Origin of the sequence: Abiotrophia defectiva ATCC 49176 (assembly GCF_037041345.1) — a bacterium.
GTDB lineage: Bacteria > Bacillota > Bacilli > Lactobacillales > Aerococcaceae > Abiotrophia.
Window position 1 is genome coordinate 1,583,732 of the sequence record NZ_CP146287.1, and the last position, 23,074, is coordinate 1,606,805.

General features: G+C 46.1%; 17 protein-coding genes. 1 reads left to right on the forward strand and 16 read right to left on the reverse strand.

Going from position 1 to position 23,074, the window contains the following annotated elements; genetic code table 11:
• Window positions 1-84: 84 nt before the first annotated feature.
• The 3 genes from V7R82_RS07390 to pheS all read right to left on the reverse strand — a co-directional run bounded on the left by V7R82_RS07390 (window position 85) and on the right by pheS (window position 4,220).
• A complete protein-coding gene (locus tag V7R82_RS07390) occupies window positions 85-615 on the reverse strand; it encodes a hypothetical protein (protein WP_338542202.1) in 531 nt (176 codons plus the stop codon).
• A gap of 117 nt (window positions 616-732) precedes the next feature.
• Window positions 733-3,159 carry a phenylalanine--tRNA ligase subunit beta gene (gene pheT, locus V7R82_RS07395; RefSeq protein WP_291428763.1) on the reverse strand — a complete coding sequence of 809 codons (2,427 nt, stop codon included), beginning with the start codon at window positions 3,157-3,159 and terminating at the stop codon, window positions 733-735.
• The gene (gene pheS / locus V7R82_RS07400) at window positions 3,159-4,220 is read right to left on the reverse strand and encodes a phenylalanine--tRNA ligase subunit alpha (protein ID WP_314180452.1); all 1,062 of its coding nucleotides are present in this window, start codon (window positions 4,218-4,220) and stop codon (window positions 3,159-3,161) included. Before pheS ends, pheT begins: the two co-directional genes overlap by 1 nt.
• 537 nt (window positions 4,221-4,757) lie before the next feature.
• Between pheS and V7R82_RS07405 the strand changes: the two genes are divergently transcribed.
• On the forward strand, window positions 4,758-6,611 hold the full coding sequence (locus V7R82_RS07405; RefSeq protein ID WP_338542205.1) for an amidase family protein: 1,854 nt from the start codon (window positions 4,758-4,760) through the stop codon (window positions 6,609-6,611).
• A 141-nt stretch (window positions 6,612-6,752) separates the two neighbouring features.
• Here the strand turns inward: V7R82_RS07405 and V7R82_RS07410 are convergent, their stop codons facing one another.
• The 13 genes from V7R82_RS07410 to V7R82_RS07470 all read right to left on the reverse strand — a co-directional run bounded on the left by V7R82_RS07410 (window position 6,753) and on the right by V7R82_RS07470 (window position 23,062).
• Window positions 6,753-8,840 (reverse strand): heavy metal translocating P-type ATPase, encoded by a 2,088-nt coding sequence (locus V7R82_RS07410; protein WP_291428759.1) that lies wholly within the window; start codon window positions 8,838-8,840, stop codon window positions 6,753-6,755.
• A 1-nt stretch (window position 8,841) separates the two neighbouring features.
• Window positions 8,842-9,123: a DUF6110 family protein gene (locus V7R82_RS07415; protein WP_291428757.1), complete on the reverse strand. Its 282-nt coding sequence runs from the start codon at window positions 9,121-9,123 to the stop codon at window positions 8,842-8,844.
• A 235-nt stretch (window positions 9,124-9,358) separates the two neighbouring features.
• On the reverse strand, window positions 9,359-10,840 hold the full coding sequence (locus V7R82_RS07420) for a glycoside hydrolase family 32 protein (protein ID WP_338542209.1): 1,482 nt from the start codon (window positions 10,838-10,840) through the stop codon (window positions 9,359-9,361).
• Window positions 10,841-10,855: 15 nt separating this feature from the next.
• Entirely contained in the window at window positions 10,856-11,701 is an 846-nt protein-coding gene (locus tag V7R82_RS07425) for a carbohydrate ABC transporter permease (RefSeq protein ID WP_268442065.1), read from the reverse strand.
• 1 nt (window position 11,702) lies between these two features.
• Entirely contained in the window at window positions 11,703-12,581 is an 879-nt protein-coding gene (locus V7R82_RS07430; protein ID WP_070756527.1) for a carbohydrate ABC transporter permease, read from the reverse strand.
• A gap of 62 nt (window positions 12,582-12,643) precedes the next feature.
• On the reverse strand, window positions 12,644-13,954 hold the full coding sequence (locus tag V7R82_RS07435) for an ABC transporter substrate-binding protein (RefSeq protein ID WP_291428750.1): 1,311 nt from the start codon (window positions 13,952-13,954) through the stop codon (window positions 12,644-12,646).
• 155 nt (window positions 13,955-14,109) lie between these two features.
• A complete protein-coding gene (locus V7R82_RS07440; protein ID WP_291428748.1) occupies window positions 14,110-15,120 on the reverse strand; it encodes a LacI family DNA-binding transcriptional regulator in 1,011 nt (336 codons plus the stop codon).
• Between the two features lie 191 nt (window positions 15,121-15,311).
• The gene (locus V7R82_RS07445; RefSeq protein WP_311467762.1) at window positions 15,312-15,788 is read right to left on the reverse strand and encodes a thermonuclease family protein; all 477 of its coding nucleotides are present in this window, start codon (window positions 15,786-15,788) and stop codon (window positions 15,312-15,314) included.
• Between the two features lie 65 nt (window positions 15,789-15,853).
• Window positions 15,854-16,591 (reverse strand): thermonuclease family protein, encoded by a 738-nt coding sequence (locus V7R82_RS07450; protein WP_338542214.1) that lies wholly within the window; start codon window positions 16,589-16,591, stop codon window positions 15,854-15,856.
• 185 nt (window positions 16,592-16,776) lie between these two features.
• Window positions 16,777-17,544 carry an RNA methyltransferase gene (locus V7R82_RS07455; RefSeq protein ID WP_338542216.1) on the reverse strand — a complete coding sequence of 256 codons (768 nt, stop codon included), beginning with the start codon at window positions 17,542-17,544 and terminating at the stop codon, window positions 16,777-16,779.
• Between the two features lie 8 nt (window positions 17,545-17,552).
• Complete coding sequence (pepV, locus tag V7R82_RS07460) at window positions 17,553-18,962, reverse strand: dipeptidase PepV (protein ID WP_338542218.1); 1,410 nt, start codon at window positions 18,960-18,962, stop codon at window positions 17,553-17,555.
• 18 nt (window positions 18,963-18,980) lie between these two features.
• Window positions 18,981-19,712 (reverse strand): pseudouridine synthase, encoded by a 732-nt coding sequence (locus V7R82_RS07465; protein WP_291428741.1) that lies wholly within the window; start codon window positions 19,710-19,712, stop codon window positions 18,981-18,983.
• Window positions 19,709-23,062: a polysaccharide biosynthesis protein gene (locus V7R82_RS07470; RefSeq protein WP_338542219.1), complete on the reverse strand. Its 3,354-nt coding sequence runs from the start codon at window positions 23,060-23,062 to the stop codon at window positions 19,709-19,711. Before V7R82_RS07470 ends, V7R82_RS07465 begins: the two co-directional genes overlap by 4 nt.
• Window positions 23,063-23,074: the final 12 nt, after the last annotated feature.

Below are 23,074 nucleotides of genomic sequence, written 5' to 3' on the forward strand. Positions count from 1 at the left end.
CTAACTCATACCCTATTTATCTATGTAATAGATAAATAGGGAAAGAAAAATGAAAACCGCTCGTACTCACGAGCGGTTTCTGCTTTATTTGCCCTCGGCTTTCTTGCTTAAGTAAGCTAAAGTGAGTAGGAAGTAAATCATGGAAGCTAACAAGAGGCAGACACCTATGACAGGCGCCATCCCCATAGCCAGGAGTCCCACCACAAGCAAGCCCATAATTATCATATAGCCTAAGCTAATCACCATGACTTGACCAGCGGTTTGACGACTAACTTGGCGACTGGTCACGTGTAGGATCAAGACGCCCAGATGGACTAGGGCCACGAGAACCAAACCCCAAATACGACTAATACTATAACCAGCTAGTAGCCAACTGTCTGGGCTCAGATAGAAGGCCGCTAAAATCAGAAACCAGTTGCTGATGGAAGCCGCGATAATTTCTTGACTTGAAGTTGCCACCTGGTCCGTTTGACGGAAGAGAAAGACGGCCAAGGCTAGAAGCGCGACAAATAAGGCCACACTGCCCCACCAAAGGGGCTTTTCCAGTAAGACGGCTAGTCCTACCAGTGGCAACAAACCTACCCCAAACGCTCTTAATACCCGCTCTCGTCTCATGCCACACGGCCTCCTACTTCTCATTTGTTCATAGCTACAGTATACCTTCTCACTTGCTAAATGAAAAGCCTAGGCCAAAATAAAGAGACTAGAAGCAGCTTCTAGTCTCTCATGGCCTTAGCGAATTTCTAAACCTGACACTGTTTCGAGTGCAGCTCTAATCCGATCCATAGCGGATTGAACATCCTCATCTGTTAAGGTCTTGTCTGGATTTTGGAAAATCAAACGGTAGGCTAGCGACTTCTTACCTCGGAAGAGGTCAAGGTTAATAAACAAGTCGAAGAGCTCAACCGAGACTAAGTTGTCCCCACCATGTTCCTTCATGAGCTGAGCTAGGCCTGCTTGGTCTTGCTCTAAATCTACTAAGAGGGCTAAGTCTCGTGAGGTAGAAGGATACTTAGGAATTGGACGTTGAACTAAGGCTGGACGTTGAACCGCTAAAATAGCATCGAAGTCTAATTCAGCGAAGAAGCTGGCTTCATCCAAGTCGTAAGACTTAGCTAAGACTGGATGGATTTGCCCCATAACACCAATCACTTGGTCACCTAAGAGGACTTGAGCAGTCCGACCAGGATGGAGCTCAGGATAGGTAGAGACAGCCTGGAAGCTGACTTGCTTATCCAAGCGAATGGCTGCCAAGTAGCCTTCAAGAGCACCTTTGAGATCAAAGAAATCATAGGATTGAACTGGCCCATACCAGGATTTACTTTCCTTAACCCCTGATAAGAGAATGGCTAGACGCTCTTGTTCGAGTGGTTGAACATTGCTTCCTTGACCATAGAAGACTTTACCTGTCTCATAAAAGGCTAAACTTGGATTCTGACGCGCAGCATTGTACTTGGCGATTTCTAAGAGAGCTGGGAAGAGGCTCTGACGCAAGACAGAACGATCTTCACTCATCGGGAAGTCCAAAGCGACCACTGGGTAATCTGACGACTTCATCAAGTCGGCTTGCTTAGGTGAAGTCAGTACATAGCTGATGACTTGGTTGAGGCCCAGGCCTTCCAAGATATTGCGAGTCTGACGCACCAGTTTTTGTTTAGCATTGAGACGACCTGGCGTACTTGGTACTACCGGCAAGGTCGTTGGCAGGTTATCATAGCCATAAATCCGAGCTACTTCTTCTAAAATATCGGCTTCAATGCTGATATCCCAACGACGTTTAGGGACGGTCACGGTGAAGCTATCTTCCCCTAAAGCTAAGTCAAAGCCAAGACGACGGAAGATATGACTCAGCTCTTCATGGCTCAAGTCAATCCCAATCTTATCTTGAATAGCACGATAAGGTACAGTGACCTCAATTGGGCTCAGGTCTAAATGATTCTCTTCGACTAAGCCAGGCACCACTTGACCCCCACTATAGTAGGCCATCCAGTTAGCGGCTTCCTGGCCCGCTTCGCTGATAGTCGCTTGGTTAATACCTTTTTCAAAACGCATGCTAGATTCAGAACGAAGGTTGAATTTCTTAGAAGTTTGACGAATAGCAATCGGATTAAAGACGGCTGATTCTAAGAGGACACGACGGGTCTTGTCGGTCACTTCTGTATCTAAGCCCCCCATTACCCCGGCTAGCGCAACTGCCCGGTCTTGGTCGGTGATGACAATGTCACTTTCTGACAAGTGGCGCTCGCTGCCGTCTAGGGTCACAAGCACCTCGCCCTCACGAGCTGGGCGGACACCTAAGGCCTTGCGCCCTAAGGTATCATAGTCAAAAGCATGAAGTGGTTGGCCATAGAGCATGAGGAAGTAGTTGGTGATGTCCACGATATTGTTATGTGGACGAACTCCTGCTTTCATCAGACGCATTTGCAACCAAAGTGGGCTTTCCTTAATCTCCACTTGGTCAATCACACGAGCTTGGTAGCAAGCAGACAAATCGCTATCTGAAATTTTTACCGTCACATCAGACAAGAGGGATGCATCAGCAGCCTGAGTCGCTTGGCGATGAATATTATCGAAGTTAGGTACCTGATCGATAATAGCTCCTACTTCATAGGCTGCCCCACGCATAGAGAGCGCATCTGCCCGGTTAGGCGTAATCGAGAGTTCTAAGATTGGATCATCTAACTTGAGGTATTCCACCACATCTGCCCCGACTGGCGCATCTGCTGGCAAGAGGAAGAGACCCTCTGCATAGGCTTTTGGCACCACGCTATCAGAGAAGCCTAGTTCCTGGAGGGCACACAACATCCCATGAGATTCGACCCCACGTAATTTGCCCTTCTTAATCTTCAAACCACCGGCTAAACGAGCCCCAATAGTGGCCACAATAACTTTAGCGTCAGCCACCACATTGGGTGCCCCACAGACAATTTGCAGGGGCTCCTGATCGCCTACCGTCACTTGGCAGACATGGAGATGGTCACTATCAGCATGGTCTTCAACCGACAAAACTTGCCCGACCACTAAACCAGATAATTGAGCCCCATAGTTTTCAACTGCTTCGATTTCAATCCCGGTCCGGGACATACGATCAGCTAGGGCTTCTCCTGTCAAGCCTGTTAAGTCTAAATAATCATTGAGCCATTCGAATGATAAATACATTAGTTCTGACCTCCTTTGAACTGGCTTAAGAAGCGCAAGTCATTTTGATAGAAGTGACGAATATCGTCAATGTTATACTTCAACATCGCTACCCGGTCAGGGCCTAAACCGAAGGCAAAGCCGGAATAAACGGTTGAATCAATGCCGGCCATTTCCAAGACATTTGGATGGACCATACCAGCCCCTAGGATTTCAATCCAGCCAGTATGTTTGCAGACATTACAGCCATCCCCGCCACACTTGAAGCAGCTTACGTCTACTTCAACTGATGGCTCGGTGAATGGGAAGTAGGATGGACGAAGGCGAATTTCACGTTCCGCCCCAAAGAGTGTACGGGCAAAGGCTTGAAGCGTCCCCTTGAGGTCGGCCATGGTCACATGTTTGTCTACCACTAACCCTTCAATTTGGTGGAATTGGTGGGAGTGGGTCGCATCATCGCTATCGCGACGGAAGACCTTACCTGGCGAAATCATCTTCAATGGTCCTTGACTGAAATCGTGTTTTTCCATGGTCCGGGCTTGAACTGGTGAAGTGTGGGTCCGCAACAAGACTTCGCTATCAATATAGAATGTATCCTGCATATCGCGTGCTGGGTGGGTCTTAGGCAGGTTCATCATTTCGAAGTTGTAGTGGTCTAACTCCACTTCTGGACCTTCCACGACCTGATAGCCCATGCCGATAAAGAGGTCTTCAATCTCTTCCATGGTTTGGGTAATGATGTGGCGGGCACCCCCAGCTGGCTTGCGGCCTGGCAAGGTCACATCCACTGTCTCCAAAGCTAATTTAGCTTCCAAGGCCATTTCTTCTAGCTTGTGGCGACGACTTTCCAGCATTTCTTCGAAGGCTGATTTCACTTGGTTCATTACCTGACCTAATTTAGGCCGGTCTTCTGCTGATAGGTCGCGCATGGCTTGCGCAACAGCCGCAAAACGACCTTTCTTACCCAGGTAATCTAGACGAACTTTCTCTAAATCCTTGATGGATTCAGTAGCTTCTAATTGCGGAATCGCTTGTTGACGCAAGGCTTCTAAGGCCTCAATATGCGTATTGATATCTGACATGGTGCATGACTCCTTTATCATTATTTCAGATGAAACAAAGTAATAAAAAATAGCCCGCCCCTATAAGGGACGAGCTACCGTGGTACCACCCTCGTTCTCGAAAAAGCTAGTTCTTCGAGCACTTGTTGCCGTTAACCGTGGCGGGCGGTGACCTGTTCATTTCTATTGATTAAAAACTTAACGGTCAAGCTAAGAAATTGAAGGCTAAGTTCGGCTTACCTTTGGCACCCTTGCAGTCGGTGAAGTGCCTCCCTGACTTGTGCGAACTTAACGGATTTCCTCATTGCTTTATGCTTCATCTGTGATAGCTAATAGTATAGCTTAAAGCAAATGCATAGTCAACAGAGGATCGATAGTTAGGTGGGGCTTCAAGTCATATTATTCGCAAATGTTCACTTTTCTTTCCTTTGCTCTCCCCTCATGGAGTCAAATGGCGAATGATGATGTTTTTTTAGTGGCTTAAATGACTAAGGGTATAGGAAGCGCTTAAGAGAAGGCGTATAATAAACTGGCAAGTTATGAAAGGATGTGTAGAAAATGTTAAAACAGAAAATTAAGACGCGCTTACTGGCCCTATTATCCCTATGGTTGCTAACAAGCGCTGGCCATCCGATTGCCTGGGCACAAGACGTTTCTAGTTCAGACATCGAAAGCAGTCAAGTATCATCAGGAGACGATGAATCAGCCAGTCAAGCTAACGATCAAGCAGAATCTAAGATAGACCTTGCTGCCTATCAAGCGGCTGATGCTAGTCAACAAGCTGAATGGGTCCGCTCTGGTAAAGTCACAAGTGAAGAATTGGTAAATTTTGCTCTAACCACTATTAAGGAAAAAGACCCTGCCCTGCATGCAGTTATTAGCCTAAGAGCTGAAGAAGCCTTGGCTGAAGCCAAACAAATCAAAGATCAAGGCCAACCCTTCTTAGGCGTTCCCTTATTGGTAAAAGGATTAGGTCACACCATTAAGGGCATGCCCAACTCCAATGGCTTGACCTTCTTAGCCGACCAAAAAGCTGGCTCTACAAGTCCCTTCGTTAAGTCCTTGCAAGACTTAGGCTTTATCCTCATTGGTCAGACCAATTATCCTGAAATGGGACTAAAGAACATTACAGATTCTAAGCTCTATGGCCCTACTGGTAGCCCCTGGAATCCTGACTATCAGGCAGGAGGTTCCAGCGGTGGCTCTGGTGCGGCTACAGCCGCTGGCATGACCCCAACTGCAACCGGTAGTGATGCGGGTGGCTCCATTCGTATTCCGGCTTCCTGGAATGGCCTTATTGGTCTTAAGCCTAGTCGTGGCGTCATAGTAGGCAATGCCTCCATCGACAAAAATACAGTGGCTCATTTTATGATGACCAAAACCATGGAAGATACCAAGAGCTTGTTTGAAGCGATGAAGAAACCGGATGCTTCCTTGGCCCAAGCCTTAACCGAAGCAGAGTTAAAGCGACTAGCAATTGGCTATACTAGCTTATCTCCCGTTGGAACGCAAGTCAGCCCCGAGGCTCAACTGGCAGTTGAGCGAACCGTAGCCTTTTTGCGAGGTAAAGGTTTCCGTTTGGAAGAAGTAAACTGGCCTTTTGATGGTGTCCAATTAATGAAGGATTACTATACAATCAATGCTAGCCAAATGGGTGCAGTAGGTTATCTAGCCAAGACCAAGCTCAAACGAGAGCTACGCTATGATGATGTAGACCCTACTAGCTGGCTACTCTACCAGGCAAGCAAGACCATGACCAAGGAAGAAGTAAATCAGGCCTGGGCTCGCATCCAGCAAGTCCGTCAAACCATGGCTGATTTCCACCAACGCTATCCTCTTTTCTTAACACCTACAACGGCCTACACCGCTCCGCGCATTGATCAAGCTCTAGTGTCTGACCAAGACCTTGAACTGATTAAGAATTCGGAAAATTTGAGCCATGACGCCAAGATGCAACTGATTTATGATCACTGGCTCCCATCTCTGGCCCTTACGCCTTACACACAATTCGCCAATTTGACAGGTGAGCCTGCCCTAAGTCTCCCTGCTTTAGTCATCAAATCTGGCCTTCCTTTAGGCATTCAGTTTAATGCTGCCATAGGAAATGACCGTTACCTGCTCCAATTAGGCGATTTGATGGCGGCAAATCAACAATTTAACCGTCCAGAACTAGAAACAAGCCAGAATGAACCCAGCACTTTGGCAGCAGACACCAGCTCGAACGAATTGTTTAGCTCCTCTGAAAACCAACAGCTAATTGGTGGAGCAGAAGGAAGTAAGCAGATTTCAGCTAAACTCCCTGAGACTGGTGATCTATCAAGTGTTAGCTCTCAGGTCCTCTCCATACTCTTCACCTTACTAGGGTTAATTGCGCTGTCCCAAACAAAAATAGATGGCTCCAATCCGAATTAGCTTCCACACCCCTTAGAAAATGTAGAAGAGACCCCCATGACTTAACATTCTAAGTCATGGGGGCCTTTTGCTTTTACTATGTTGATCGTGGTTGTTTCCACCGTATGACTCCACATTCGATAAGTATTTTAAACAAAGTCATTACTTCTCCTCTGCCTCACTCTCTAGCCTTACATTGCCCTTCAGATAGCTACGGCAAAGAATCCCAAAGGTCGTCATGTTATGCAAGATTGCCAAACTACTTGGTTTAAGCCAATTCAGTACCCCCAAGCCAATAAGACCTGAATTAATGGCAATAGTATCCCGCACATTCCCCTGAATTTCTTGCTTGAGATCGACAGAGACTTGATGCAAGGTTAAGAGCGAAGCTAAATTATTGGATGGCAGCATAATGTCACTAATTTGCTTAGAAACCTCCGCCCCTTCGCCCATAACCACGCCCACATCACTGGCAGATAGGGCAGCCGAATCATTGAGGCCATCCCCTATCATCAGGACGCGGTGGCCTTGCGCTTGCATCCTTTGGACATAATCAAATTTAGTCACTGGCGTCATACTGGTATGAACTTCATCAAAAGGCAAGTCTGCTACTAAGCGATTGGTTCTGGCCGCTGTATCGCCTGTTAAGAGGACTAAATACTTGCCCAAGCCTTTTAGAGCGTGTAGAACACTATGCGCCTCATGGCGAACTGGAATCGCCACGCAGAACATGGCAATCAGTTTCTGGCGATAACCTAGGTAGAGTAAATTATAGTGTGTTTCTTTCTGACGAATCAATTGACTCTGATCGGCTTCAATCTCAATCCCTGATTCTTCCATTAAACCTAAGCTCCCAATCACTACGACGTTACCATCGATTTCAGAACGAATGCCCTTGGAAGCTATGTGGTTGAGCTCGGTATGCATTTCTTCATGAATGATGCCTTCTCGAGCCGCCTTATCCACCAAGGCATGAGCGATTGGATGGTAAATATGCTCTTCTAAACAGGCGCCAATCATGATGACATCTTCTGCACTATAGCCATGAAAAGGAATGACTTCTTCAATAACTGGACGAGAAGTGGTAATGGTCCCCGTCTTATCAAAGACTAAGGTATCAACTTCATCAAATTGGTCCAGAACTGTCGAATTCTTCACAACAACTTGCTGATGCATCAATTGCTTGATGGCGGAGAGGTACACCATAGGAGTCGATAATTTAAGCGCACAGGAGTAATCGACTAACAGGAAGGAAATTGCCTTGGTAAAGGATCCTGTTAGGATATAGGTCAACGCTGCTCCCAAGAAATTATACTTGACGATGCGATCAGCAATGGAGGTGTACTTATACTGGTAGGTTCCTTCCTGCTGTGCCGCTTCTTGCATGAGCTTAACTAGCTCTTGTATACGGTAGTTAGCGGTTGGATTTTCTACACGAACGTGTAGTTCTCCACTGGTTAAGACCGTGTTAGAGTAGACTTCATCCCCCACAGCCTTGATTACTGGGAAGGATTCACCAGTCAAGGAGCTCTCATTGACACTAGCTCGACCATTCAAGACAATCCCATCAAAGAGCAACTCACTGCCTTCATAGAAGACAAGCACATCACCTACTTGGACTTCTTGGCTATCGATTTGTAGCAAGTGGTCTCCCTTGAGTAACCATACTTGGCGGCCTTGACCAGCGATGCTGGCTTCAAGATCTTCTAGGGAGCGTTTTTGGGTCCAATAGTTGAGTGTCTCCCCTAATTCTAGGATAAACATGATGGCGCTAGCCGTATCGGTCTGTTTCATCGCGAGTGACACTAGAATGGCGGAACAGTCCAAAATTTCCATGGTTAACTTACCCTGTCGCAGAACACGCCAAGCATCACGGAAGTAGCCTAGAGCTTTCCACAGGGTTCTAGCCAAACGTACAGGCACTGGCATGAACCACTTGAAGAGGTAGTGACGCCCCACAGCTGAGGATACCAAGGCATAAGGGCTTGAAGCTGCGTGATGCTGGGGATGACGATAAAGTTCTTCTAATTTATCCTTCTGAATTAAGTGCCATAATTGAGCTACAACGGCCTGACGACCAGGCATCACATGGATAGCTACCACATAAGGATCTTCATAAAAGTCCAGTCTTAGAATGTCGGGGAAGTCCGAAGTTAAGCCCTCAAGATAGTATTTTACATCTTCAGTAAAAGGAAAAGTGGCGCGAAGTCGAACCCGGCCACTTGACTGATGCAACACTTGAAATTGCACGTTATTCACCCTCTAATGATGCGAGTTGATCTGCTGTTTTCTCTGCTTGATAGAGATCCTTAGCGTCAGCTACTATGTCGTCCGCATGTTGCTTGACGGCAGAAACCATGTTGTCGATACCGTCTTTAGCCTTGTAGGTTTTGGCTAAGACAGTCGCATAACCTTTTTTAGCTTCTTTGCTTGTCAACAATTTGAGTCCAAGCGTCCCAAAAGCGACGCCACTTAGAAAAACACTCGGTACTTTAGAAATGCCTTTTAAGACTTTTAATGCATTTAATGACATAAAAATAACCCCCTATAATTTTGCTATGGAATTATTATATCACACCTACTCTTATGTCTGGTTACATTTTGATTACAAGAATAAGGGGGACCTAAATTGCCTGCTAGCGTCGTAAAAAACAGACTGAATTTGATTCACTCTACCTATGAAGATTTCCCTGTTTTTTTGGGGGGGACCTCCCCTTAAGACATGCAAAAGGCTGGAACTTACACATTTCCAGCCTTTTCTTATAGTTTTATATGAGACTATAGTTGGACAAATTCTCAACTTTTACTAGCTGACTTGACACTAAGCCTATGCCTGTTCCAAGCCCCTCAGCATAAAAAGTGAAAGACATGACTTGTTTTTTGTTAACAAAAACCTCAATGGACGAAGTGTCGCGAACAATTTCCAGTTCCAGGCGATAAGGGGTATCGCTCCAAATATCAAGCAGACGACTATCTAGATAAGGCTCTTCTTTACCGATAATTTGATGGCCTACCCCATCTCGTTTGACAGTCAAGAGAGCTTGATCTGCTTGCCAAGTTAAGCTGAGGCCTTCCGGATAATCGGGTTTACCACCATAATGCAGTTGGAAGACAGCACCAGGAACGGCTTCTAAATTCAATTTTAAGACTTGTTGGGACTTAACCCAATCGGATAGGTAGAACTCTTGGCCAGGCTCTAGTTGTCCTTGCCAGGTCTTGTCCTCGCTAAATTGCGCTAGTACTAAGCTTGGAATTGACTGACACAATCGATTATCCATAACTCGCACCTGTCTTGGCAAGCTCATCGCTCCAGCCCAACCATCACCAAGTTCATGGGATGGAATGTTACGTCGCCACATCTGCATCCAAGCTACCATGATACGCTCTTGATCAGAGTTCACACAAGTTTGAGGGGCATAGAAGTCTAAGCCGCCATCAATCTCATGTTGATTTTCTACTTGGAACTGCCCGGATTCCCAGTCCATTTGACCGATATAGGCGACAGTGGAATTCAGATTCCAATAGGCATTGCCAGCTCGCTCACGCTCAATCGGTGACATAATTAGTACCCATTTGTCGTCTAGCGGGAAAAGATCCGGACATTCCCACATGACGCCATGTCCGGCCTGCCCTTCAAGCAAAACAGACTTAAAGTCCCAATCAAAACCATTTGCGGATTCGAAGAGCAGAATCTGACCGCGATGATCAACGGTCTTGGAAGCAATTACTGAGTAATAGCGACCATTGTGTTGCAAAATTTTAGGGTCGCGGAAATCAGCAATGTCAGCCACACCTTCAATATGCTTATGTGCAATGACAGGATTACCCTCGTATTTACGGAAGTTAATTCCATCATCAGAAACCGCCAAACATTGCGTCTGAGTCACCTGCCCCTGCTGGTCGACATGGCCGGTATACATTAAGACCAATTGACCATCAATAACCAAAGCACTACCTGAGAAGCATCCTGATTGATCATAGGCTTCTCTAGGTGCTAAGGCAACTGGAAGATCTTCCCAGTGCGTTAAATCTTTGCTACGTGCGTGACCCCAATGCATAGGTCCCCAGACGCTATCATAGGGATAGAATTGATAGAAAAGATGATAATATCCTTCATAGTAGATAAAACCATTGGGATCATTCATCCAGCCAACAGGAGGCATGAGATGATAGCTCTGACGAAAACGTGGATTTACTTGTGCTGAGTGTTGGGCAATGTAGGCATTAGCCCGTGAGAGTTGTTCTTGCATTTGGTCACCTACTTACTATTTAATCCCGGTCCCGGAACCACCCAGGCCTTGAAGAATATATTTTTGAGCTACAATATAGACGAGAATCAGAGGAATCGTTGAGATGGTCAGTACGGCCATCACTTGGTTAATATAAACAGGTTGCGTGGTATTAATGGTCGTAATCGCCACCTGCATTGAAAATTTGGAAGAATCTGTTAAGACCATCAGTGGCCAGATATAGTCGTTCCAGCTAGAGATAAAGGACAGCACGCCGACTGTTGCAATCGCTGGCTTAGACATTGGCAACATGATGCGGAAGAAAATCCGAACAATCCCTGCCCCGTCTATCCGCGCAGACTCAATAATTTCCTCCGGAATGGCGATGAAAAAGTTGCGGAAGAGATAGATATTGAAGACGCTCGCTAGACCTGGAATGATGACCGCCAAACGGCTATTCACGAGTCCTAGGGCATTAATAATGGTGAACTGCGGGATCAACATCATTTCGCCAGGAATAATGAGTAAGGCCAGAAGAAATCCGAAGAGCCACTTCTTACCTGTGAAATTAATACGGGCAAAGGCAAAGCCGGCCAAGGAATTGATTAAGATAGAGCCTACTGCAAAGGTTACAGCGTAGAAAACACTGTTAGCCATGTAGGTCACAATACTGAAGCGTTGAAGGACTTCTTCATAAGTCTTAAACCAGTTGGCTGGATTGAGACTTGGTAAAAAGGCTTCCCAGCCTTTTAAGTTCTTATAGACATCAGCCTCTGGCTTCATAGACGAGACTACCATCCAAATCATAGGGAAGAGGAAGAGGCCAGCCAGCAAAATCAGGAGAATATATTCAAGCAAGCTTCTTGGTTTCAAGCGTTTCATCCTATTCATCCTCCTTCAAGACCCGGCGTTGCACCAGGGAAATAACCCCAATTAAGGTTGTAAAGACTAGGGCAATGGAACTAGAGTACCCTACCAAACGGTCCGTGAAACCTTTGCGGTAAATGTAGTAAACCATGGTAATGGTAGAGTTGGCCGGGCCACCCTGTGTCATAACCATTGGTTGGACCAATAGCTTAAAGGCCGAAATTAAGGTCGTCAAAAGGACGAACAAGGCCGTTGGCTTGAGCAGCGGCATGGTAATATAGCGGAATTGATTCCACTTGCTAATGCCGTCGATTTCTGCTGCTTCATAAACATCTTGCGGGATATTCTGTAAGCCACCTAAGAAGAGCAACATCTGGTAACCGGCCCCTTGCCAGGCAGATACAAAGACGATGGCATACATGGCTTGTTTAGGGCTGGTCAGGAAGGGTTGCTTGGCAATGCCTACTTTTTCCAAGAGAGCATTCAAAAGCCCATTATTAGGATTCAAGAGGTATAGCCATAGAATGGAAATAACGACCAGGGACATGACAACCGGTGCAAAAAAAGCCACCTTAAAAAAGATATTCCCCTTCCGCTTCTTATTGACAATAAGAGCCATCCCTAGGGCTGCACCCAGTTGAACTGGGATAATCCAGACGACGAATTGCACAGTGTTCCAAAAACTCTTAATAAAAGTTTTGTCCTTAGCTAGACGGAAGAAATTATCCAATCCGATAAATTTACGTTCGTCTGGTGCTAGCATATAGTAATCTGTGAAAGCATAGTAGATGACCATACCCACCGGAATGATTAGGAAAATAAATAGTAATATCAAGGCTGGTGACAGAAAACCATAGCCTAAGAGATTTTCTTTGAATTTCTTTTTCTTGTTCATGTCAGACTCCTCTTTCTTCAAAGAAGGCAGATAGCCCCTAGCGGAACTACCTGCCCAAGGTCTTATTGATTGAGCGCTTCGTCAATCGCAATTTGCATTTCTTCTGCACGTTGATCCAAGACTTGTTGCACGTCTGGATTTTCTTCATAGTAACTAATATCTTGCATGGCTTGTTGGAAAGCACGAGATACTTGTGGGTAAGCGACCACTACTGGACGAGCGTGGGCGGTCGCAGCATTTTGTTCCATCAAGAAGCGCATTGGCTCAGATACCTTGTCTTTGATATTCGCAATGGTGGTCTTACGGATTGGCAGAACGCTGTTGCCTAGGCTAATGATTTCACTAGACTCGGTGTTGGTTGCAAACTTAATGAATTCAGCTGCCCCTTCTTTTTGTTCTGACTTTTCCGTCACAGCTAATTGCCAGCTACCAGATGGGGAAACTAATTTCTTAGTAGTATTAGATACTGGGTAAGGCAGGATACCATATTCAATGTCTTTATAGTTTTCATTTAAGTCATTAATGGTCCAAGATCCGCTTAAGAGCATTGGGTAAACGCCTGTTTCAAAGCCTTTTTCAACTGGGCTAATCGTGGTGTAACCTTCTTTGACTAAATCTTGAATGAATTGAACGGCCTCAACACTTTCCTTACTGTTGAAGTAACCTTGTGCCTTAGTCCCGTCTTCATTCACAACAGTCCCACCATTTGACCAGAGTAATGGCATATAGGCATATGGCAGCATTTCGTCCATAGAATTGAGGCGGAAGTCAATTGCTGGTTGTTTGAAGTGGTCTGTCAACTTCTTGCTGATTGCCTTAAATTCGTCCCAAGTCCATGGTTTTTGCAGAGTAGGAAGTTCTGAATCTTCAATCCCAGCTTCCTTGAACATTTTCTTGTTGTAATAAATCCCTACGTTGGATTCAGAGAAACCAAAGGCATAGAATTTACCATCATAGGTCCCTTGTTGTTTAATGGAATCAAGTACATCATCCATATTAGCGTCAGCTAAGTAGTCATCCAATGGCGCAATCACCTTAGACTTAGCATAGGCTGCTGTGTTTGGTCCATCTAAAGTAATAACGTCTGGCAAGGTGTTAGTGGTAATACCCGCGTTGACCTTGTCTTCATAACCACCACCAGAACCACTACGAGGAATGTATTCTGTTGTTACTTGGTACTTTCCATCGTACTTCTTGTTGAAGTTTTCTACGACTTTTGCCCAAGCCTTCCCTTCTGCGGTCTCATCTGAAAACTGTACCCAAACCTTGATGTCTTGGCCGGCAGCATGGGCTACGGGGGTTGGCGCCATTGCTCCTGCTAAGAAGCTCATCGATAAAGTGGTCAGAGCAGATAAGATGAATCCTTTTTTCATGTTGTTTCCTCCTTTTTGAAACGTTTCAATTCTTTTTTAAAAGTCAAGCCCACGGCAGGATAATGGGTCTAGCTGGGGCTCGGGATTTGAAACGTTTCAATTTATACCTTAATAATAATACCGCTTTCACGGCTTGTCAAGAGATTTTTAGAAATTCAATCCAATTTTTTTCGCGTGGTGCCTCCTTCACGAAAATGTACTGGCAAGATAACGCGATGACTACTAGGTTGAACTTGACCTTTAATCAGGGTCATCAAGAGTTCCACCGCAGCAATGGCCATCTGATCAATAGGCTGGGCAATGGTTGAGAGGAGATAGTCTTGACCTTCTGCCGTCTTCAGTCCATCAAAACCAATCAGCTGATAATCCTCTGGACAAGACTTACCAAATGCCTGCATGACCTTCATCACATGAAGGGCCATAAAATCATTAACGGTAAAGAAACCATCTAATTCGGTATTTTCTTCGACAAAAGCCCGGATAAGGCTTTCCACATCTTCAATAGGTTCTGGCATATCTAGCTTAGCAACGCAGTAACCTCGCTTAGCAGCGTAATCATAGAAACCCGCCTTGCGCAATACTGTCTCATTCTCATGGATATTGGTACCGCCAATATAAGCAAGCTGCTTAGCGCCTCGTTCTAGAAGCTCCTTGGCCGCCAGTTGCCCACCCTCATAGTTTTCTGCGGTGACATAATAGACATTCTCGGAGAAGTGCCGGTCGATGCTAACAAAAGGAAGAGAAGACAAAATATACTTATCGATGTCAGAGTAAGTAATGCCAATAATGCCATCCACCTTGTTCTTCTTTAGCATTTCAATGTACTCGATCTCATTACTCGCATCACCATCTGCATTACAAATCAGGAGCTTATAGTGATGCTGCTGCAACTCCTTCTCTACATGATAGGCGAACTGCGAGAAAAATGGATGCCAAATGGTTGGCACAATCAGTGCCACAATATTGCTGCGATTGGTTTTGAGCCCACGGGCATATTCATCGGGCTGATAGTTTAATTCGCGTATTGCCGTCTGGACCTTCTCATAGGTTGAATCCTTAACTCGAAAGCCATTGACCACACGAGAAACCGTCCCTAGACCAACGCCAGCCCGCTCCGCCACATCTTTCATGGTCGCTTTGGCTGAGAATTGATTAGCATCTTTCATAGTATCACCTCTTACTTCTTAATCTTACCATGAAATGTAGCGTTTTCAAGTATCATTCAATTTGTCTTTGAATTTTCGTTAACTTGCCCAAATTCCTATGCAAGACGAAAAGACTGGAAACAAGCTCCAGTCTTTTCCTATAAATTAATTACCAATTAGTTTTTAACTTAAACTCACACGCACTACGCCCATCACCTTTCAGACCCATACAATGACCATAGACCAACTTTAGCTTCTTTGGCTTCTTTTTGCGATGCCTCTAAATAATTCAAATAACGCGTATTAGGTGGGTAAACATAAGCAACTTGAGCTAGACCCTCACTCACTAAGATTTCTTGGACAAGTTGCCCATCAATCCAAACATAAATTAAATCGCGTTGATACTTATCTTTGTGCGTTCCAATATCATATTCAACTTCAATTTTGTGAGCCTGTTGAAGCAAGTGCTGAAATCTCTGTTTGGCCTCAAGTCCATATGGCTGTTGCCCCAATCGAGGATGATGTAGTTCGGGAGTATCTATCAGTAACAAGCGAGCTTTAATCGACTTACCGGAGCCTAGGTCAAAATAGGCAGTATCTCCGTCGACTACCTGGTATGCCTTTACTTCTTCAAGTAATTTGGGATTTATTGGCTTAGCCTGTAGGTTAGGTGAAGCTTGGGCTATCACTCCTACTGGTCGGCCACCTAAACAGATAGTCACTAATACTAATAGAAGTATAAACAGTGTCCGTCTCATCGTTCACAACCGATACCGTCTCCATCACGATCAAACTTTGGATCCCATCCTGGATCACCTGGCCGGATAGGTGCAGCACCAGCAGCCTTGACTTCCTTACAGTTCTTATAGAAAACTGAAGGCTGAGTAGGAGCAGAAGCCGGCGCTTGAGCCTGACTAGCACTCAAGTCCTTGCGAACTGGATCATCGGAAAATACCCCGCTCTGAGACCAAATTTTGCTACTGGATTGCTTAGTATAGTCTTCAGATTCCCGCATGACTTTAAGATACGGTTCATCCGCTGACTGAATATAGTCCACCCGCGCTAATCCTTCCGTAACTAAAGCTTCCTGAAGCAAGATATCATCCGCCCACAGAAAAAGTGTGGATTTACCGTCAATTTTCTGTTCTGCTCCTCCCGAATCTTCTACATTTAGTGTGTCAGCCTCCCCAAGCAAACTTTCTAAACGTTCTTTTGCTTCTTTAGCAAAAGGCTTGTTCCCTTTCATTTCGGGCGCATTAACCATTGCTAAATGCGCTTCATAACTTGAATCATCAGGGAGAGTAACCCTGATTAAGTCACCTTCTAAGACCTCAATAGACTTTACTTTGGTGACTTTTCTGTCTCCCGTTTGCTGAGCCAAAACTTTATATCCCAAACTATCTTGACTAACCTTAGCGGATACATCTGCACTTAGAGCGCTACCGGCGCATAACAATAGAAACGATGCGCTAATATAGACTGACTTTTTCATTGCACACACTTCCCTCTCATTTTTTCACGCAACACAGAACAATTCTTACTATTAAATAGTATAATCATCCACAAACATCATTCTAGCACTCTCCGCTTCATCTGCAATAGGTATCATTTAAAAAAACAAAACCGATAAGTTTCACCCTAGTTTTTACTCAAAAAAAGCAGGCCTAGGCCTGCTTTTTACGCTTGAAAATAAAACATTAGAATGCCACCAGCAACTGCCACATTGAGTGACTCAGCCTGTCCTGGCATTGGAATGTAGATGGTCTGGTCAGCTACTTGAATAACCTCTTCCGAGACCCCTTGACCCTCATTGCCCAGCACTAAGGCTAGTGCCTGATCAGTCGACACATCTGTATAGGCTTTCGCCTCTTGGTGAAGGGCCGTCACAAACCAAGGAATACCAGCGGCTTCAAAGGCTGGACGGGCCTCCTGTAAGAGATCCAAACTGACGACCTCCAGGTGCCAAAGTGAACCTTGGCTCGCTCTAAGGACTTTGTCATTGTAGACGTCCACCGTGCCTTTGCCTAGAATGACCCCGTCATAAGCTGCTGCATCTGCTGTGCGAATCAGGGTTCCCAGGTTACCTGGGTCTTGCACCGCATCCAAAATCAGGTAACGTTGGCCAGAAGGCTGCCAATCAAGGGGCGATGACGGTAAGTCTATAACCGCCATAATTCCTTGGGGTGTAGGCGTCTCGCTCAGGTCCTTCAAGAGCTCAGGACTAACCAGAAGAAGTGGCAGACTAAGGGCCTGATCAGGCAACTGACTTAAATCATAATCCGGTGTAGCCACCAAATGACGGACATTTTGCCCTGACTTAAGGGCCTCTTCTACCAGATGAGTCCCCTCAATCAGGTACTGTCCCGCCTTCTGGCGCCCTTTGGAGGTGGCTAGTTTCTTCCAGGCCTTAATCTTAGGATTTTGCTTGGACTGAATAACTTCCATGGCAAGACCTAGCGTGTAATACGGTAGATAGCTTCAGCATAAATAGCTGTTGCCTTAAGTAAGTCATCAATCGCGATAAATTCGTTGGCTTGGTGCATCGTGTCAATCGAATCTGGGAACAAAGCACCGTAGGCTACCCCACGTGGCATCAGGCGGCCATAGGTACCGCCACCGATGGTCATTTCATGCCCTTCAAGGCCCGTTTGTTCTTCATAGACTGCTAGCAATTCCTTAACCATTGGGTCATCAACTGACACATAGTGTGGCTCCTTGAACTCACCCCACTCAACACTTAAATCATGGCCAGCCAAACGTTGAGCAGTTTGAGCAGCCATTTTTTCTGGGTCAGTGCCTTTTGGATAACGGAAGTTGGCTACAATGTTACCACCTTTGTCATCTCGGTAGTTAACCAAGCCCACGTTCATGGTCAATTCTTGCATGACGGGATCACGGTGAGCCACGCCTAAGTTAACCCCTTCAAAGTCTTGGTGCAGATGGTCCGCTAAAAGATGAAGGAAGCTCTCTGCACCTGCTTGATCAAATTCAAAACGGTGTAGGTACTTAGCCAAGAAGGTTGCCGCATTGACCCCTTTGCTTGGTGTCGAACCGTGGGCTGCCTTCCCTATCAAGGAGAAGGTCGCTTGATTGCCTTGTAATTGCACTTGGCCACCTAATTGATGTTCTAAAAGGAAGGACTCAAAGTCCACCACTAGCTCGGCTAAATTAGCACTTTCAACTACAGCCGTCGCATCTTGAGGTACCATGTTTTCACGCAAGCCTGCTTCAAAGCTAACTAAGTGGTTAGCTCCAGCCGCCTTAGCCCCAGCTTGGAAGTTAAAAGTCGCTGACACGTTACCTTTCTCCCCGTTAATGATTGGGAAAATGGCATCTGGTGAGAAGCCATAGTCTGGCATTTCAGCGTGTTTGAAGTAATAATCCATACATTGCCAGCCACTCTCTTCGTCCGTCCCGACGATTAAGTGAAGGCGTTGGTTAAGTTCTAAACCTAATTCACGTAAGAGTTTAAGCGCGAAGTAAGCTGCCACTGTTGGCCCCTTGTCATCGCTAGAGCCACGCGCATAGATACGGCCATCTTTTACTACTGGTTCAAAAGGATCGGTATCCCAGCCAGTTCCTACTGGCACCACATCGACGTGACCCAGAATACCAACTAGCTGATCACCTGATCCAACTTCTACACGTCCAGCCCAAGGGCCAAACTGCTTAGTCTCAAAGCCATCTTCTTGTGCCATGTTGAGAAATTCTTCTAAGGCCGCCTTAGGTCCAGGCCCTACTGGCGCCTCTGGCGTTGCCTTATCGTCTTCACGAACAGATGGCACCTTCAATAAACGGAATAAATCTGCGAAGAGCGCCTCTTTACGCGCTTCGACTTCTTGTAACCAATTAATCTTTGTCATAGTCTACCTCCTAAATACTTATTCTGCCACATAACCATAAGGCTCTAGAGCTTGCGCCTCTTGCTCAGTCAAAGAGCGCCACTGGCCAATGGCTAAATCTGAATCTAAGCGCAAGGGTCCCATGGCCAAGCGATGGAGGGTCAGAACCTCCTTGCCGACGGCTTGGAACATACGCTTCACTTGATGGAATTTACCTTCCTGGATAATGACCTGAATTTGACTGGTGCCTTGATCCACATCTTGACTTAAAACGGTCAAGTCTGCAGGCAAGCTAGTAAAATCACCTAAGTCCAGCCCCGCCTCAAAGGCCGCGATATCCGCCTGGTCCACCAAACCTCGAATGGTGGCAGTATAGGTTTTATCCACTTTCTTCTTAGGCGACAAAAGCTGGTGGGCAAGCTGCCCATTATTGGTGAGTAGCAAAAGCCCCGTTGTATCAATATCCAAACGTCCCACAGGGAAGAGGTCCAAATGCTGGTAGCCCTCCCCTAGCCAGTCAATCACGGTCTGATGGCGCGCATCTTCCGTGGCAGACAAAATACCCGCCGGTTTGTTAAGTAAATAATAGTGATATCGCTGATAGGGGACCGCTTGGCCCCCTACAGCAACGCGGTCGCTGCCGGGCGTCACTTGCGTGCCGCCCTTGCTGCAAACCTGATCATTTATGGTGACGATTTTTTGGGCTAGCAATTGCTTGATGTCTTTCCGACTGCCCCATCCCGTATCTGCCAAATATTTCTCAATTCTCATGAGAAGAACCTCATCTTATCTTGCAGGTCTTTCTTACGCGAACCGAAGAGGATTGGTAAGAGACCAAATAAGGCCATCACTGTCATGTAGACGAAGACACCTACCAAGACAACCAAGATTACCTTGACGAAAGTCATGCCTCGTCCAACTGGCCCCATGAGGCCGTTCAAGACTTGGGCCCAGATGCTGGTGCTAACGCCCATCAGCGCTGTCCCGACTAGCATCTTAACAAGTTTTGGTGTCATCTCGCTATAGCGTAAAGGTACCGACTTGTGAATGGTCCGCCACATGAGCAAGGAAGACACCAAGAAGGCAAGACCTGTGGAAAGGAAGGTCCCTTGCGCTTGGAAGAGGGCCACAAGTGGGAATTGCAGGACAACTTTGACGACTAAACCAATCAAGAGATGCCAGATGGAGAGACGTCGGAAGTTCATGGCTTGGAGAATGGTCGATAGAATGGTGTAGAGCCCCAAGATAATCGACATGTAGGAGGCCGTCACTAGAAGGCCAGGCCCCGATTGACTCCCATTAGCATAGAAAAGTTGATAAACTTCGGTTGGAATACTTGCCATACCAACTGCGGCTGGCAACATCACAAAGCTGAAGAGTAAGATAACGTGCTGAATTAAATCGCCCGTTCCTTCCTTATCCTGTTCAGCAAAGCGTTTGGTGATTGCTGGCAGAGAAGACAGGGAAATCCCAATAGCCAAGGAAATGATAATCATAATCAGCTTGTTGACGTCTAGACTTAGCACCCCATAGAGTTCCGCGATTTCGCTACGCAAGAGACTAGAAGTGTAGCCCATAATCTGACCGAAGGTATAGGTATCGATGTTTTGTGCGATAATAATACCTGATCCTACCAGGATGAAAGGAACAGAGTCTATAAGCATAATCCGCAGGGTCTTCATTAAATCGAATTCATCACGGGATTGATCAGTCTCAATCAAAGCCTTAATCATTGGCAGGCGACGAAGATAGACGAAAATCAAGTAGACCAGAGACACTGCCGCCCCGATAAAGGCCGCAAAGGTCGAATGGATAACTGCCGTTGTCGCTGCCCCATTGAAGAGCTTCATGACAGCATAAGTTGCTGCCAACATATAAAAGACGCGGGCAATTTGTTCCAGAATTTGGGAGACTGCCGTTGGCACCATGTTGTTGTAGCCTTGGAAATAGCCCCGTAAAAGGCTCATCACCGGCAAGATAACTAGTGGTGGTACTAAGGAACGAATAACCAAAGTGGCTGCTGCATGATCAATGGTTGGGGTAGCTGCCGCTAAGGCTGGCGCTACGAAGAAGAGCGCCGTAGCCGTAACCAAGCCCATCAAACTCATGACAATCATACTTGCCTTAAAAAGTTGGTCTGCAAAACGGTATTGCTTTTTGGAGTGATAGTAGGCCATCTGTTTGGCAATGGCACTTGGGAAACCCGCTGTCCCAATAGCTAGGAAAAGCGCATAAGGCTGGTAACCCGCACTATATAGGGTATTGGCATTGAGATAGTCAGCCCCTAGCCAAGCCGCCCATGGAATGACATAGATAGCGCCTAAAATCCGGGAGAAGATATTCCCGAAAGTCAGCCAAGTCGCCCCTTTGACGATGGATTGCTTTTCGTTAATTTCAGCTTCAATAGTGATGTCATCTTCATTCAGGTATTCCTCTAGGACTTGGTCCGTCAAAATAGGCTCAGTAAAGACCTGAGTAGCCTGGCTAACATGGTCACTATAGGCCTGAATGGCTTCTGGCGTAATCGCCTGGGTGTCCGTTAAGTCAAAGGCTAGTTGTTGGCCTAAAGATGGGCTTTCAGGACTGGCGGTCTGAGGTCTTTCCGTCGGACGCGCCGCTTGAGGCTCCGGGTGGCCGGCCACCGCCTCTTCTTCTAGTTCCAAATCAAAATCTGAACTAGGGGAGCTATCAGAGTCGGTTTCAAGTTCTGAGGCGTCATGTTCAGCCTCTGGCTCTACTTCTTGCTCCGAAGCTGTTTGACTGGCACCACCTTGACTATCATCTTCATCATGGTCAGAGTCTGACTCATCAGAAGGGTGACTTGTTTGAGAATACTCTTGAGTCGTTGCTTCTGGCTCGGACTCCTCTTCTTCCTTAGGTTCGCCTTCTTGAATCCAACGCACTAGACGTTGCCAAAGGTTAAGTTTTGGCTCAGCTGCTTCCTCTTCTTGAGGCTCTTGCTCAGTCACTTGATCTGAGTCTAAGCTTTCATCATCTGAGGATTCTGAGTTATCTCCTTGCTTCTCCATATCTAAGACAGATACTGGAGCCCATTGGTTGTCATCGTCACTCTTGTCCTCTTGTGAAGCTGACTCGGCTTCTTCTTCCAACTCAACAGGAGCTAGCAGATTAAGTTCTACACTTTCTTCTTCTGCCTCTTCTTGGGCTTGACCTTGATTTCCTGGGTCTTCCTGACTTGGCTCAGAACTTTCAGTTCCTTGGGAAGTCTCAACACTATCCAGGTTTGCTTCAACTTGCTCAGTAGTTTCAACTTCTGCCTCAGCTAATTCCACTTTTACATCAGTTAGTTCAAGTTCTGGTTCTGCTTGATTTTCAATCGGGGTAAGCTCGTCATTAACTTCCACCTCTACAGGCTCTTCAGCTAATTTGTCTTCTGGCACAGCTGCCTCTTCCTTAGGTTTGAGGCTATTGACTCTTTGCGCGATACCTTGCCACCAGTTTTGCATCAGTCGCTCAATCTTGGTTGGGGTCAATTCTGGTGCCCCAAATTGGTCATAAGCATCCAAATCGTCTAAGTGATCTAAGCTATAGTGGGCTTCATAGACAGCGTCTAAATCTAAGCGAGGTAGCTTAAGTGATTTTGATGCTTTGGCTTCTGTCGGCTGAGGTTTTGGATGTTTTGGACGATAGATAAAAGGATTATAGTTTGGATCATCTTGTCCTTCTAAATCAAGATTACTCGTGGAGCTGCTTTCAGCACTCTCTAGCTCTAACTCTGGAAGATCAGCATCTAACTGGTCTTGTTCTTCCTCATCTTCATCTTGCTTAGTTGGCTCAGTCTCTTCTTCCCAGGCTGGCAAGTCATTGACTAACCAGTCTGCCTTATCCTTTGCTGGCTCACTAGGTGCTGGCTCGGCATCTGCTTGGAAGATGGGGTCTACATCAAATTGATCATCGTCTAATTCTAGGTCCAAGTCTGCCGGCAGATTGAGGTTAAAGTAATCGCCATCTTCTGGTTGCACATTAGGCCGACGTAGTTTCTTCATGTCTTCTTTGGAAAAGATGACGGTCTCATGCAAGTTTTGTTCTTCGGCCAACAAAGCCTGTAAATCAGGGCTTGGTGTGCCGCGCTCTAAATCGCGCTTGTCTCTTTCTGTCATCTGCATCGTCTC